General features: G+C 46.4%; 13 protein-coding genes. 5 read left to right on the top strand and 8 right to left on the bottom strand.

What is annotated here, in order from left to right:
• Nucleotides 1-19 precede the first annotated feature (19 nt).
• The 5 genes from gspG to gspC form a co-directional block, all read right to left on the bottom strand.
• A complete protein-coding gene (gene gspG, locus AB4493_RS00980; RefSeq protein WP_017062485.1) occupies nt 20-463 on the bottom strand; it encodes a type II secretion system major pseudopilin GspG in 444 nt (147 codons plus the stop codon).
• Nucleotides 464-551: 88 nt separating this feature from the next.
• Nucleotides 552-1,772 (bottom strand): type II secretion system inner membrane protein GspF, encoded by a 1,221-nt coding sequence (gspF, locus tag AB4493_RS00975; RefSeq protein ID WP_010433558.1) that lies wholly within the window; start codon nt 1,770-1,772, stop codon nt 552-554.
• Between the two features lies 1 nt (nt 1,773).
• Nucleotides 1,774-3,276: a type II secretion system ATPase GspE gene (gene gspE / locus AB4493_RS00970; RefSeq protein ID WP_065585034.1), complete on the bottom strand. Its 1,503-nt coding sequence runs from the start codon at nt 3,274-3,276 to the stop codon at nt 1,774-1,776.
• On the bottom strand, nt 3,276-5,300 hold the full coding sequence (gene gspD, locus AB4493_RS00965) for a type II secretion system secretin GspD (RefSeq protein WP_372123823.1): 2,025 nt from the start codon (nt 5,298-5,300) through the stop codon (nt 3,276-3,278). Before gspD ends, gspE begins: the two co-directional genes overlap by 1 nt.
• Before the next feature lie 41 nt (nt 5,301-5,341).
• A complete protein-coding gene (gene gspC / locus AB4493_RS00960) occupies nt 5,342-6,223 on the bottom strand; it encodes a type II secretion system protein GspC (RefSeq protein WP_372123825.1) in 882 nt (293 codons plus the stop codon).
• Between the two features lie 331 nt (nt 6,224-6,554).
• Between gspC and hslR the strand changes: the two genes are divergently transcribed.
• From hslR to AB4493_RS00940, 4 genes are all read left to right on the top strand, one after another.
• Nucleotides 6,555-6,941 (top strand): ribosome-associated heat shock protein Hsp15, encoded by a 387-nt coding sequence (gene hslR / locus AB4493_RS00955; protein WP_017062490.1) that lies wholly within the window; start codon nt 6,555-6,557, stop codon nt 6,939-6,941.
• A gap of 18 nt (nt 6,942-6,959) precedes the next feature.
• Nucleotides 6,960-7,853, top strand: a complete 894-nt coding sequence (gene hslO, locus AB4493_RS00950) for an Hsp33 family molecular chaperone HslO (RefSeq protein WP_017063067.1) — start codon at nt 6,960-6,962, stop codon at nt 7,851-7,853.
• A gap of 337 nt (nt 7,854-8,190) precedes the next feature.
• Entirely contained in the window at nt 8,191-9,816 is a 1,626-nt protein-coding gene (pckA, locus tag AB4493_RS00945) for a phosphoenolpyruvate carboxykinase (ATP) (protein ID WP_017062492.1), read from the top strand.
• A gap of 154 nt (nt 9,817-9,970) precedes the next feature.
• Entirely contained in the window at nt 9,971-11,941 is a 1,971-nt protein-coding gene (locus tag AB4493_RS00940) for an AsmA family protein (RefSeq protein ID WP_372154381.1), read from the top strand.
• 319 nt (nt 11,942-12,260) lie between these two features.
• Here AB4493_RS00940 and AB4493_RS00935 read toward each other — a convergent pair whose 3' ends face one another.
• Genes AB4493_RS00935 through AB4493_RS00925 form a run of 3 tightly spaced genes read right to left on the bottom strand, consistent with a single transcriptional unit; the run spans nt 12,261 to nt 14,557 of the window.
• Nucleotides 12,261-13,193, bottom strand: coding sequence for a YiiD C-terminal domain-containing protein (locus AB4493_RS00935; protein ID WP_372154380.1), 933 nt, complete (start codon nt 13,191-13,193; stop codon nt 12,261-12,263).
• Between the two features lie 16 nt (nt 13,194-13,209).
• Entirely contained in the window at nt 13,210-13,644 is a 435-nt protein-coding gene (dtd, locus tag AB4493_RS00930) for a D-aminoacyl-tRNA deacylase (RefSeq protein WP_004735590.1), read from the bottom strand.
• Nucleotides 13,616-14,557, bottom strand: a complete 942-nt coding sequence (locus AB4493_RS00925; RefSeq protein ID WP_372154379.1) for a virulence factor BrkB family protein — start codon at nt 14,555-14,557, stop codon at nt 13,616-13,618. Before AB4493_RS00925 ends, dtd begins: the two co-directional genes overlap by 29 nt.
• A 42-nt stretch (nt 14,558-14,599) precedes the next feature.
• On the opposite strand from AB4493_RS00925, the gene AB4493_RS00920 reads away from it, so the two are divergent.
• A complete protein-coding gene (locus AB4493_RS00920; RefSeq protein ID WP_372154378.1) occupies nt 14,600-15,241 on the top strand; it encodes a DUF2959 domain-containing protein in 642 nt (213 codons plus the stop codon).
• Nucleotides 15,242-15,255 lie beyond the last annotated feature (14 nt).

The following is a 15,255-nucleotide window of genomic DNA, read 5'->3' as shown; positions in this document are numbered from 1 at the left end:
TCAAACAATAAGCTGAAGCTTATTGGAAATCCTGCATGTTCCAGTTGCCGATATCCGCAGCAATACCTTCACCACCTTCTTGGCCATCAGCACCAAGAGTGAAAATATCGATAGTGCCGTTATCACCAGGGCTTAGGTATTGGTACTCGTTACCCCATGGGTCGTTTGGCAGACGCTTGATGTAGCCACCGTCGCGGTAGTTACGAGGCTCTGGGCTGCTTGGCTTAGAAACCAATGCATCAAGACCTTGATCCGTTGTTGGGTAAACGCTGTTATCCAGTTTGTACATATCTAGCGCGTTCTCTAACGCCACGATATCAGTGATGGCTTTTTGTTGGTCAGCCTTCTCTTTGTTACCCAATAGGTTAGGTACAACAAAGCTCGCCAATACGCCAAGGATAACCACAACAACCATCACCTCGAGTAGAGTAAAGCCTGATTGTTTCTTCATTCTGTTTTTCATTATTTTCTCCAAATTACAGACAGCGAGTTGAAGGTAATAATGTCCTTCTTCTCGATAATCCAAAAACTAACGTTTTATAAGCGGTAGGTTAGCCGCTCATTAAATTATTCATTTCAAGCATCGGCATCAGAGTCGCCATCACAATGAACAGCACTAAGCCTGCCATCAAAGCGATAAGTGCTGGCGTAAAGATACCTAACGCGATATTCACGGTCGATTCAAAGCTTTGATCCTGGTTATCTGCCGCTCTTGTTAGCATTTGCTCTAACTGACCACTCTGCTCACCACTGGCGATCATATGCAGCATCATTGGAGGGAAGAGTTTGGTTTGATCGAGCGCTTTACGCAGGCTTGCCCCTTCTCTAACACTGTCTGACGCCTGCAGTACTTGTTGCTTCACATGGTGATTCGACATCACATCCACCGCAACCTTCATCCCTTCAAGAATAGGAATCGCACTCGAGGTACAAATAGAGAGTGTTCGAGCAAAACGAGAGGTATTGATCCCTTTCGCTATTTTACCAATCAGCGGGATACTCAATAATTTTCGATCCCAACTCATACGAACGCCCGGCTTTTTCAGTGCCGTCTTAATCAGAACAATCACACCAACAGTTAACAACAGTAATTGGATGCCCCAATCCTGGATAAATTCACTCGATGCTAATAAAAATTGTGTCGATTGCGGAAGTTCTTGGCCCATTTGAATAATGGGTTCAACGATCTTAGGTACTACCGTTGCCAATAGGAAAGAGACAATCGTCACCGCAAACACCACCAGCACAATCGGGTAGATCATCGCTTGCAGTAACTTAGAGCGCATCTTTTGACGATTTTCCGCGTAATCAGCTAATCGCTCCAATACCGCATCTAAGTGCCCTGATTTTTCGCCCGCCGCAACCATGGCTCTGAACAGTTCATCAAAGATATGTGGATAATCTGACAAGCTATCGGCTAACGAGTAACCTTCCGTCACTTTAGAGCGGACGGCAAGTAACATAGTTCGAATACGTGGTTTTTCCGATTGCTCGGCGACCGCTTTTAAACATTCTTCCAACGGCATACCAGATTGAACAAGCGTTGATATTTGACGCGTAATCAAAGCAAGATCAGGTGTACTGATACCACGCTTAAAACTGGTCGAAGGTTGAGAGCCTTTGGCATTTTTTGCCTTGGCTTCAGTCATCTCAACCGGCATTAAGCCTTGCTCTTTTAAGCGCTGGCGAGCCTGGCGAGCGTTATCCGCTTCAATAGACCCCTTTTTACTTTTACCTTTAGCATCCAGCGCTTTGTATTCAAATGCCGCCATACTAGACTTCCTTGGTCACGCGCATCACTTCTTCTAGGGACGTTACCCCTTTCAGAACTTTGCTCAAGCCATCATCTCGAATACTTGGTGTTGTGCCACGAATTGCTTTCTCAATTGCCTGTTCGCCAGCTTCACTGTGAATCAGCTCTTGTACCGAATCGTCAATCATCAGGAGTTCATGAATACCGGTACGGCCTCGATAGCCTTTGTGACTGCAGCTTTCACACCCTTTGGCATGGTAAAGCGTTAGGCTGTCTTTCTTCTTCAACCCAAACAGTTTTTTCTGTTCTTTATCCGCTTCGTAAGGTTCTTTACAGTCGTTACACAGGGTGCGAACCAAGCGCTGAGCCAAAACACCCAGCAGCGAAGAAGAGATCAAGAAGGGTTCGATGCCCATATCACGCAGACGCGTAATTGCACCGATTGCCGTATTGGTGTGAAGGGTCGACATCACTAAGTGACCGGTCAAAGAGGCTTGAACAGCGATCTCTGCGGTCTCTAAGTCACGTATCTCACCAATCATTACCACATCGGGATCTTGACGAAGAATCGCACGTAAACCACGCGCAAAGGTCATATCAACCTTAGGGTTCACTTGTGTTTGACCAATGCCATCAATATCAAATTCAATTGGGTCTTCAACGGTAAGGATGTTGCGTTCGTTGCTGTTAAGCTCTTGCAGGCCAGCGTACAAGGTCGTTGATTTACCTGAGCCTGTCGGGCCAGTCACCAAGATAATGCCATGTGGGCGCTGAATCAGCTTACGGAAGTTTTCATGGTTTTCTGCTGTCATACCTAAACTGTGCAAGTCTAGACGAGTGGCGTTTTTGTCCAACAGACGCATTACCACACGCTCACCATGCGAAGAAGGCATGGTTGAAACACGAACATCAACCGCTCGGCCACCAATACGCAGAGAAATACGACCATCTTGTGGCACGCGTTTTTCCGCAATGTCCAATTTAGCCATAACCTTGACACGCGAAACCAATAACGGAGCCAGTTTACGGCTTGGCGCTAGAACATCACGCAGCACACCATCAACTCGGAAACGGATACAAAGTGACTTTTCAAAGGTTTCGATGTGTATATCCGAAGCACCCTCTTTGATCGCCTCACCCAGCATCGCATTGATTAATTTGATGATTGGTGCATCATCTTCTGATTCAAGTAAGTCTTCGTCTTGAGGCAGTTCTTCCGCTAGTGAGAAGAAGTCATCACTATCAGCACCAATGTCTTCCATGAGCTGACGAGCTTCTGACGAGTCACGCTGATAAGCATCGGTCAGTTTTTTATCAAACTCATCGAGAGTAATCGCTTGTGGCGTGAAACCATTTTTCACAACACGACTCACTTCAATGATCGCCGCCGATTTCAGTGGCTCAACATAATAAAGTATCGGTGCGCGCTCTGGATGTTGGTATTCCAACACCATCTTGTAGCGATTCGCAAAGCTAAACGGCAAGCGCTGATAAGTACGTGCCGCCCCTACCAATTCAGCCATTATTCTTGTTCCATTTGATCGATGAAGGCTTGAATTTCAGCCGGGTGATTCATCTCCGCACCAAATTTAGGCAATACTGGGATATTATCGTCGGCCAATAATTTCAGCCCTTGCTCAGCCTTATACAGTTGCTCCGCACGAATGAAATTGTATTTACGCTGAGTGATACCATCGGCTGTCATACCATCACGAATGATGGTTGGCTTGATGAATACCATTAAATTCTTTTTCTCAACCTGAGTACTGGTGGATTTGAACAGGTGGCCTAGAAAAGGGATATCACCCAAGAACGGTACCTTAGATTCACTTTCCAGTGCTCGCTCGTCAATCAAGCCACCAAGCACCAGCATTTGACCGTCTTGAACAATCACAGACGTGTTCAGTTGACGCTTAGCAAAACGAACATCAACTGCACCATTGGCGCCCAATACGTTAGAGACTTCTTGTTCTATTTGCAGTTGAACCGAATCACCCTCGTTGATTTGTGGCACCACTTTAAGCTTGATACCCACTTCTTTACGTTCAACCGTTTGGAATGGGTTGTCGTTGCTTGAACCTGCGGTCGAGCCAGTTAAAACAGGCACCTCTTCACCCACAATGAATGAAGCCTCACCGTTATCCATCACGGTAATACTTGGAGAAGATAGGATATTTGAATTTGAATCGGTCGCTACTGCACTGATCAAGGCGGTCCAGTCACCCATGACGACACTCATTGCGGCGCCATTAACGCCAGAAAGAGCAGAAGCTAACGTTGAGTAGTCACCCTTTTCGGTGGTCGTCTCATTACGCTGGAAATTACCATCAGAGTCATAAACCGCGGTGGTCGTTTCAGTGTCTTTCGCTTCTTCTAAACCAACCATTACGCCACCGATTGACGCACCAGTGTTGCCATACTGAATCACAGCACCAGTATCAAGGTTACCCCATTGCACACCAAGGTTAATACCGTCACCTTCTGCCATCTCGACAATTAGGGCTTCAATCAATACTTGAGCACGACGAATATCCAACTGTGCGATCACATCTTGTAGCGCATTCATGATGTCCGGCTGTGCGGTAATCACTAAAGAGTTGGTGTCACTGTGAGCGGAGATCATCACTTGATTGCGCTGCGATGAACTGCCTTTAGTTGAAGTTTGCTTCTCTGATTGCAGGTTATCCGACACGCCTTTCAGCACATCAACTAAATCTTCTGCTTTTGCGTATTTAAGGTAAATAACTTGGTTATTGCCCTTGGTTGCCATTTCAACATCAAGCTGTTCAATCAGCCTTCTTAAACGGCTACGTACCTTAGGGTCACCTGAGATAAGGATCGCATTGGTACGTTCATCGGCAACTAATTTAGGTTGTAGGAAGGCTGGTGTGTTTTGGGCATCTGTGGTTTTGCTTAGTGCATCAACGATACGTACCATTTCTGCCGCAGAAGCATTCTTTAGCTCAACGACTTCAATCTCTTTATCACCCGCTTGGTCAACACGCTTGATGATTTCAGCTAAACGGTTTACTACCGCCGCTCGGCCTGTAATAAGGATGATGTTGGCTGGGTCGTAGTGCACAACGTTACCCGCGCCTGCATTGTCGTTTAGTTGACGAAGCAGAGGAGAAAGTTCACGCACCGAGACATTACGAACCGTCACAACACGTGTCACCACGTTGTCGCCTTTGATCGTATCACTGTCTCCAACGACTGGAATTGCCGATGTTTTCGAATCCTTGGCCTTGATGATCTTAAGAACACCCGAGTCCATTTCGACAACCGCGTAGCCATACACTTCCAATACGTTTAGGAAGAAGCTGTAATATTGCTCTTCATTGAGTACGTCGTAGCTGCGTACATCGATTTTTCCGCGCACCGAAGGGTCAACGATGATCGTCTTCTCTAGGTTACGACCAACAATATTAATAAACTCTTGAATATCAGTGCCTTTAAAGCTGGCACTAAAATCACTCGCGATGGCTGCGGGTGTGCAGATTAAGCTTCCTGCCAATAACCATGCACTTTTCTTAAACCAATGCTTCACGTACTTCTCCTACACTTTCGTCCTTCGTTAGACGCAAAGTTTTAAAATTCAATAAACACTTCATGTTGTTGACCATCTCTCTCGACGACGAGGTTTAGCTCTGTCAGCTCTGAGATAGAACGGAATATGTTGCCCATAGCGGCAGGGTCTGTCAGGTCTTGTCCATTTAACTGAGTGGCAATATCTCCGTTTTGGAGCCCAACAGAGTTAAAAAGTTCTGAATCTTTGCCAGGGCTCACACGATAACCAATCACTTTATCGTCGCGTTTCACCTGAGACAGTCGAACATATTGGAAGATTTGTTGAGGATCTTTCATTATCTTCGCTTTAATTTCATCTAGCTTCTCTTCTGCAGAAGCTGGGTTGTTGCCACGCACAGAAGAAGAGGTACGAGGTGGCGCAGGTGCTGATACAGACAAACGCTTGTACTCAATACCTTCAAGCATCAGGGTTTCGTCTCGACCTGAGTTATCAATAATCACACGATCGACTAATACCGCTTTTAACTTAGCTCGCGTACCTTCGATCTCTTCATTAATGCCGTAGGTCGCTTGTGTGCCGCGATTGGCAATCACCGCCAAGCTCAGCTTTGGATTAGAACTGGCTACTGCACCCACTAAAACGAGGTTCAGTCGCGTCTTTGGCGCATCTTGGATAACTTGCTGCTCAACCACAGCAGGCGTGGTTGGGTTATAAGCACCAAACATGTTGCTCTGCTGCAAAGAAGAGATATCAAGAGTCGATTGAGGTGCTGAAGACGATGAAGCCGTTGCTGTCCAAGGCGCGATAGTTTGCTCAGCAGGTTCGATAAACCATGCAAGCTGCCCTAAGATCCATGCGGAAGCTGCAATCAATACACAACAGGTCGCTAAGCTTAGTTTCTGCTGAAGTACAAATCCATTCTCTAATAAGCGGCTCAACATAGGAGAATTCCCTACGCGATTTTTGAGCTCTAAAAAGTTCACTTTCCTAGTCCCTTTTCATGACGACAAACGCTGCAAATCATTAAACTTTCAGCTTTTTTATTCATTCGTTCGATACCAAGCTTATTTAAGCAATAAGATCCTGAACTATATCATAGCAAATCTATAAATCGGCATTACCTGAGCTATTTTGTAATCTTCCTTGAAAAAAAAGCCAATCGCCTCCACATAAGCTTCTACTAAATGTGATAAGCGTCATCAAAAACATGTTGCGCACTGTTCGTTACAGTTAAACCGCATTCATTTCTCACTTAATAAGGCACAGCCCTATATGAAAACTGCTAATGAAGCTGTCAGACTCGATAAATGGTTGTGGGCAGCTCGTTTTTACAAAACCCGGTCTATTGCTCGCAACATGGTCGATGGTGGCAAAGTCCACTATAATGGTCAGCGCAGCAAGCCAAGTAAAATTGTCGAACTTGGGGCTGTGATTACACTGCGCCAAGGTAATGAAGAAAAGACGGTAACGATCGAGAAAATCTCAGCCCATCGTGGTGGAGCTCCGATCGCTCAAACCCTCTATGAAGAAACCACCGAAAGCTTGGCAAAAAGAGAAGAGTTTGCACAACAGCGCAAGCTAAATGCTCATAGCCCAGCACCAGAACGTCGCCCAGATAAAAAGCAACGTCGTGACATCATCAAGTTCAAGACTCAATAAGCTAGAAGGAATAGCCAAATGGCAGACCCAATGTCTACAAGTAATGTTTTAAATCGCTACCTATTTGAAGACCTATCAGTACGTGGTGAATTGGTACAGATGGACGAAGCGTACCAACAGATTATTTCTAGCAAGGAATACCCAGCTCCAGTACAAAAGCTGTTGGGTGAGCTACTGGTTTCAACGACGCTACTAACGGCGACCCTAAAGTTTGAAGGTTCTATCACGATGCAGCTGCAAGGTGACGGCCCAGTATCTCTAGCAGTTATCAATGGCGATCACGATCAGAAGATCCGTGGTGTTGCTCGCTTTGAAGGCGATATCGCAGACGACGCAGGTCTACACGCCCTAATGGGTAAAGGTCATCTAGTGATCACTATCGATCCTAAGAAAGGTGAGCGTTACCAAGGTATCGTTGGTCTTGAAGGTGACACGCTTGCACAAGTGCTTGAAGGCTACTTCGCTAACTCTGAACAGCTTAAGACTCGTCTATGGCTGCGCACTGGCGAGCATGAAGGCAAAGCACACGCTGCAGGTATGTTGCTACAAGTAATGCCTGACGGCACCGGTACTCCAGACGACTTCGAGCACCTAGAGCAACTAACAGACACCGTGAAAAACGAAGAGCTATTCACTCTAGAAGCGAACGAACTGCTTTACCGTTTGTACAACCAAGAGAAAGTACAGCTATTCACACCACAACCGGTTGAGTTCTTCTGTGGCTGTTCACGCGATCGAAGTGCAGCAGCAATCATTACTGTTGCTCAAGAAGAGATCTACGACATCCTAAGCACCGAAGGAAGCGTTGGTCTACACTGCGATTACTGTGGCACAAACTACTCGTTCGACAAGAATGATGTTGATGCACTGTACGCAGAAGCAGCAGATAAAGGCAGCAATACGGTTCATTAATTTACGGCGTACCAAAAACACGTAATTTACCCCAAAAAGGTCAGCCCTCAGCTGGCCTTTTTTGTGATCAAAATAGCGCAAACTCCGTAACATCTCGTAATAAAATCACCGCTTAATTTTAATCAATTAATAATGTTCTCGCCCCTAGCGCAAAGGTTTGCGTACAGGATAGACTAGTTGGGCCAATATGTGACGAGACGCTTAAAACCCCATGGCTAATATGGATATTTTTTGAGCTATATCCCTGTTTCCCCCGAGTCTCGTTGCTAGCATGGTGAGCAGATAACAATAAAAAATTAATACAAAATCCCTACAAAATATCCTACAAGGAGCACCTATGACCGTTATGGAACATACAAAGGCTGCACAAATTGATCTAACTAAGCACGGACTGACTGGCGTTACTGAAGTTCTTCGTAATCCTAGCTACGAGCAGTTATTCGTTGAAGAAACACTGCCAGGTTTGGAAGGCTACGAAAAAGGCGTAGTAACGGAACTAGGCTCTGTTGCGGTAGACACTGGTATCTTTACTGGCCGCTCACCAAAAGATAAGTACATTGTTAAAGATGACACGACCCGCGATACCATGTGGTGGTCAGATCAAGGCAAAAATGACAACAAACCGATTACAACTGAAGTATGGAATGAGCTGAAAGAGCTTGTGACAACTCAGCTATCTGGCAAGCGCCTGTTTGTCATCGACGGTTATTGTGGTGCTAACCCTGATACGCGCTTAAGCGTGCGTATTATCACTGAAGTAGCGTGGCAAGCGCACTTCGTTAAGAACATGTTCATTCGTCCAACTGACGAAGAGCTAGCAACGTTCGAACCTGATTTCGTGGTAATGAACGGTGCTAAAACAACTAACCCTAACTGGGAAAAGCAGGGTCTAAACTCTGAAAACTTCGTTGCTTTCAACCTAACAGAGCGCGTTCAAATCATCGGTGGTACTTGGTACGGCGGTGAGATGAAGAAAGGCATGTTCGCAATGATGAACTACCTGCTTCCTCTGCAAGGCATTGCTTCAATGCACTGTAGTGCAAACGTCGGCGAGAAAGGCGATGTAGCCATCTTCTTCGGTCTATCTGGTACAGGTAAAACTACGCTTTCAACCGATCCTAAGCGTGAGCTAATCGGTGATGATGAGCACGGTTGGGATGACGATGGTATCTTCAACTTCGAAGGTGGTTGTTACGCGAAGACGATTCGTCTATCTAAAGAAGCAGAACCTGAAATCTACAATGCAATCCGTCGTGATGCACTACTAGAAAACGTAACAGTTCGTGGTGATGGTTCTATCGATTTTGATGACGGTTCAAAAACTGAGAACACTCGTGTTTCTTACCCGATTCACCACATCGATAACATCGTTAAACCAGTATCAAAAGCCGGTCACGCTCAAAAGGTTATCTTCCTGACTGCTGATGCATTCGGTGTACTGCCACCCGTTTCTAAACTGACTCCAGAGCAAACGAAGTACCACTTCCTATCTGGCTTCACTGCAAAACTAGCGGGCACTGAGCGTGGTATTACTGAGCCAACGCCAACGTTCTCTGCGGCATTTGGTGCGGCATTCTTAACTCTCCACCCAACTCAGTACGCTGAAGTGCTTGTGAAGCGTATGGAAGCAGCTGGCGCTGAAGCTTACCTAGTGAACACAGGTTGGAACGGTACTGGTAAACGTATCTCTATCCAAGATACGCGAGGCATCATCGACGCTATCCTAGATGGCTCAATCGACAACGCTGAAACTAAGGTTATCCCTATGTTTAACCTAGAAGTGCCACTAGCGCTGCACGATGTTGACCCAGCGATCCTTGACCCACGCGATACGTACACTGACCCTCTACAATGGGAAAGCAAAGCGAAAGATCTAGCCGAGCGCTTCATCAACAACTTTGATAAGTACACTGACAACGCTGAAGGTAAATCACTGGTTGCGGCTGGCCCTCAACTGGACTAACCCAATCATCTGCTCGGGCTTAGCCAAAAGCGAACGCCCAATTTAAAGTGATATTTTTGTAGCAAGCCCCTCTTTTGAGGGGCTTTTTTGTTGATGCTTGACCCTTTTTGTTCCACTCTGTTTTAAGACTATTGAAATTTAAGGCTTTCAGGGAATGAAAAAGGTATTCATGGTGTTCGGCATTGTGTTGGCTATCGCCGTTGCAACTATCGCAGCGCTGCTATTAAGCCTGCAGACCCAATACCGTGCGGATGTTGCCAACTTTTTTATCAAACATACGATTGAACAACCTGTATTCATTGAAGATGTTGAGTATCAGGCGCCTTATCACATCACCTTAATGGGCATTACCCAAAGCCAACCAGAAAAGCAAACACCTCTGTATATCGACAAGATCGATCTTTGGTTCAGCCCCAGCTCGATGACAGAGGCCAAACTGGTCTTTGAATCTGTTTTGATCAGCGGCCTACAATTAGAGGCAGACGATCTAAAAACACTGACTTCTTTATTTACCCAACCAAACATCAAGCTCCACCAGCTGGCCATCAACAATCTCGACTTTTCGACGCCAGAGTTTAATGCGCGAGGCATCGACCTACAGATCTCCGCCCCAACGTGGAACAACGATAACTCGCTGCTACCTTATGGAAAAACCCAACTCTCTGCCTCACAACTGTATTGGCAAGGTGAGGCATTCGATAATCTGTTGATTGATCTAGACCTCAAGCCGAGTGACAGCACCCTTTATGGTGCTTCGTTTGACTGGCGTGGCGCCAAGATTTCTGGGCAAGCTGAACAATATCAACAAGATTGGTCGTTGGTGAATGTGACCGTCGATGGCTTACGACTCAATCAGGAACAGACCCAAAACCTACTAAGCAAAGAGTGGGATGTTGCAGGCATTAAGATTAATCACATCAATAGCTTAGATATTCTGCGTAGCGACGTAGAGTGGCAAGATGGCCACCTCGCTGCCTTTGATGCCTCATTAGAAAATATCCAACTGCCTTTTGAAATCTGGAAACAACAGAAAGCCATTTTTTCTCTACAGGCAGAAGGAGTGACCATTGATGATGACATGTTCATCGAGCCAAGCCTCAAGCTCAACCTAGAAGCAAACCGGATTCTGATTGAGGATTTCTATACTCAATTCCTGCAGGGCACTGTTCAGCTCAATGGCGAAGTCGCCCCTAGCAGCATTCAATTGGCGCAGCTCGACCTGCAAGGCATCAAGTGGATTACCGAAAACCAAGATAGCCCTCTACCGGCCGCTCGCCTATTGCCTTGGCTCACACAGCTCCAGAACGTCGAGATTAACCGACTTAATATAGAACGCAGCCAACTTATCCAACTAGCACAAACGCCTTACTGGCAGGTCTCTGGATTACATGTCGAGGGGCATCAAGTTCAACTGCTGCAAGATAGAAAACTGGGCTTGTGGCAAGGGAAGCTGATGGCGAGCGCCAATGATGCCAGCTACCAAAATATTCTCAGCGCACAGCCTGTGGTTGAGATGAATAGCGAACAAGGAAAATGGACGCTGACTCGTATGTTTGCACCACTCAGGAATGGCTACATTGAAGCCAATGCAACGCTCGATTTTAACCAAATCAGCAAGCCATGGAGCTTAGATATTTCTGCCGATGGGTTACCCATTGCGCCTATGCTGCAGCGACTTGAATTACCACTCGATGCAACCGGCTATGGCGAGTTTGAACTTCAAGCCGCAGGTTTATATGGCGACTCACTGATGCTCGGTTACTCAACCACAGGGCAACTCACTGGCAGCGTTCGCCAGGGTGTGATGACCTTTAATGACAAGCTTTCTGAAACATCGACTGATAACGTGTTTGAAATTCCAGAGCTTAATGCGCATTTTGACCGTGGGCGCTTCACTCTCGAACCGATGCATATTATTGGTGCATCATCAGCAGAGCAAGGCGAACAAAGGGTTCAAACGCTCAATGGCGAGGCTTCTGGAGAACTCGACTTGCTTAAAGCTGAGCAACACACCCTCTCGATTACCCTATCGGACCCATGCCATCAAATCTCAGGAAAGCTCACCCAAGCTGAGTATTCGGAGATTAACGACTGCCAACAAAAAAACGCCACTCCTCAGGAGTAGCGCTTTCAGTCAATATCGACAGCATTACCGGTGTTAGCTATTCGCTCACATTAGGGCGTGTTGACCTTTCGTGGTTGAATTTTGTTCGGATGGGGACGCCTAGATAAAAGCGTTTTAATCGCGGCGAGGGGGAAGTAGCCTAGTCATTCTAAGCAAATCTCCCTCAACAAAGAGTAAAGCGCTTTTAGCCGAACCCTCCGGGCAGCGTTTGCTGGGTATTTCTACTGCGTTATCGGTTTCTCATGTAGGCTAGCTACACATCAAAGCCTCTGCCTTGTATAAATACCCAGCAACTCGCTGCAAAAACCAGCCCGAAAAATCAACACGCCCTAGTATCTGTCGAGAGTACCTTTTTGTAGTCAGGGATCAGCATATAGGTTCCCGTAAACTCTACCGCTTCCACATCGCCGCTATGAATGGTCACGTGAATGATGATACGTGCCTTTCTTCCTGACGCAAGGCGGTCCAAGTCACCACTGATCCCATCCAATGAAGTAGAGGCAACAGGGTTTTGCTCAACCGGGTGACGATAACGAATATTACTGTCTGCCAGCACGATATCACCGGTCAGCCCGCGTTCTTTCATCAATAACCAAGTCATCCCCCAACCAGTTAAGGTCGCTAAGGTAAAGGCAGAGCCTGCAAACATGGTATTATGCGGGTTCAAGTTGGGATTCAGCTGAGCACTACACTCAAATTGGTAACCCGTGTATTGGTTGATCTTGATGCCCATCTTGTCACTGATCGGGATCTGATGTTCCCAGCGCTGCTGAAGCTCATTACACCACTCAGGCTTACGCAGAACGTCTGCCATTGGGTCAAGATGCTTAACCATCTGTTGGTGACGCACAGGGCCACGTTGATCGTTAATCTCACCGCGACGTTCAAATTCATTCTTCTCATAGAATGAGATCGCATCTTCACGTGCATTACACACCAAGCGCTTAGCACCTTCTTGGCGAGCCAATGACTCAAGTGTGACTAGAATCAACGAACCCATGCCTTTACTTTGGCGAGATTTCTTCACCGCCATGTAGCGGATCTGACCTTCCAGATCTGGGGTGATATACAGACGACCAATCGCCATCGGGCGACCCCGACCATCAACGATCATGCGATGGTGACTCATTGGGTCATATTCATCGCGCTCAGAACCTACCGGCATTCGCCAAGGTTCACGGAGCATCTGCCAACGAAAATGGTAATACTTGTTTAGTTGATTTTCGGTGGTTGGTGTTATGAGTTTAAACATGCTTATTCCTTTAAGCCTAAACCTGCAGCCAGAATGTCACTGGGCCATCATTAACCAAAGACACTTTCATGTCGGCTGCGAATCGGCCACGTTCCGTTGGCAACACTGATTCACACTGGTCAGAGAAATAGTTGTAAAGACGCTCAGCATCTTCTGGGTGAGCACCACGAGAGAACCCTGCTCGAGTCCCTTTCTTGGTATCGGCCGGCAGAGTGAATTGAGACACCACTAATACCTTACCTTCTACTTGCTTCACGTTGAGGTTCATTTTATCGTCTTCGTCTCCAAAGACACGATAAGTGGTCACTCGTTCCATCAAACGTTTGGCTTTGGCTTCGTCGTCACCTTTTTCTACGCCTAACAAAACTAATAAGCCTTGTTCAATCTCACCAACTACTTCGCCATCAACACGGACGGCAGCTTCACTTACTCTCTGGATCAGTGCTATCACTGTTGTTTCCTTGCTCTGTGATTTTGTCGTTATCCGAAGAGTGTACCATTTCTTGCGTGTCACTCCACTGTTCGTGCTCACCGAGCGCCGCCGTCACCTCAGCACCAACCAATACGATGAGCCAACACAAATACACCCAAACAAAAAGAATCGGAATCGCCGCTAAAGCGCCATAGATCAGCTGATAAGAAGGGAATTGAGTAATGTAGGCCGCAAAGCCTTTCTTACTGAGTTCGAACAACAGAGCTGCAACCAGAGAACCTGCCGCTGCGTGAGAAAAATGTATCTTTTTGTTGGGAACCAACAAGTACAAACCGAAGAACGCAAAGAAAGAGAGAATCAAAGGCAGTTTGCGAATTACGGTATTAAAGGCGCCAGATACTACCTCGTTTTGCAGCAAGCTCAATGATGTCACATAAGAAGTAGCAGCAATACTCGCCCCGACTAGAATAGGTCCTAGCGTAAGCACCATCCAGTACATAGAGAAAGACAGCACCGCACGTCGCTTCTCGTCGACACGCCAGATGTAGTTTAAGTTCTTATCAATATTTGAGATCAGCATCAGAGCTGCAATGAATAAGAACACACTGCCCACCGCCGTCATTTTTCCGGTATTGGCAACGAACTCTAACAAAGCACCGTGTACGGCATCCCCAGACGCGGGAACAAAGTTGGTAATAACGAAGTTTTGAATCACGATACCAACATCAGCAAAGATGGAAAATGATGACAAGATAGAGAGCAGAACCGTCAACATCGGTACGATCGAGAGCAAAGTAATGTACGCCAAGTAGCCCGCATTCACGTTGACTCTATCGTGCGTCATTCGCGCCAAAAGATAGCGAGAAAACTGAATACTGAGTGTGGCGACCTTTTTTATCTTCAACTTGTAACTCCCTTGTAACTCGTTCATAGTCCTAATTAATATTCCGTTACTTAACTATAGGAAACTAGGATGCCTTATTTAATAGTTATAGTCCTCTCTATTTTTACTCTTACTGGATGCCAATCAGCTTATTACTCCGCAATGGAGCAAGTGGGCTATCACAAGCGTGACATTATGGTTGATAGAGTGGAAGACGCTAAAGAGTCACAGCAGGATGCTCAGGAAGAGTTTACCAGCGCACTTGAAGCACTCAGCAGCCTGACTAACTTCAGTGGCGGCGACCTTGAAGACATGTACAACCAAATCAATGATAAATACCAAGACAGCGAGAAAGCCGCGCAAAATGTCAGTGACCGCATTGCTGCGATTGAAGATGTGTCGTATGCGCTGTTTGAAGAGTGGCAGAGTGAGTTAGATCTCTACACCAGTGATTCACTGCGCCGCTCGAGCGAGCAAAAGCTTCGTGAAACTAAATTGTCTTACCAAACGATGCTGTCAGCAATGAAGCGCGCCGAGAAGAAAATGGACCCAGTGCTCAATACCCTTCGCGACAACACGCTTTACTTGAAGCACAACCTCAATGCGAGCGCTGTCGGCTCGCTGCAAGGTGAGTTTATGAGCTTAGAAAAAGACATCGCCTACGCAATAGAACAGATGAATGCTGCGATCGCCGAATCGGATAAGTTCCTTGCTCAACTAAACCAGAAATAACGCCCGTAGGCACA

The sequence above is a fragment of the Vibrio sp. 10N.222.55.A1 genome (genome assembly GCF_041473835.1).
Taxonomy (GTDB): domain Bacteria; phylum Pseudomonadota; class Gammaproteobacteria; order Enterobacterales; family Vibrionaceae; genus Vibrio; species Vibrio crassostreae_C.
This window is presented reverse-complemented; position numbering and strand designations above follow the sequence as displayed.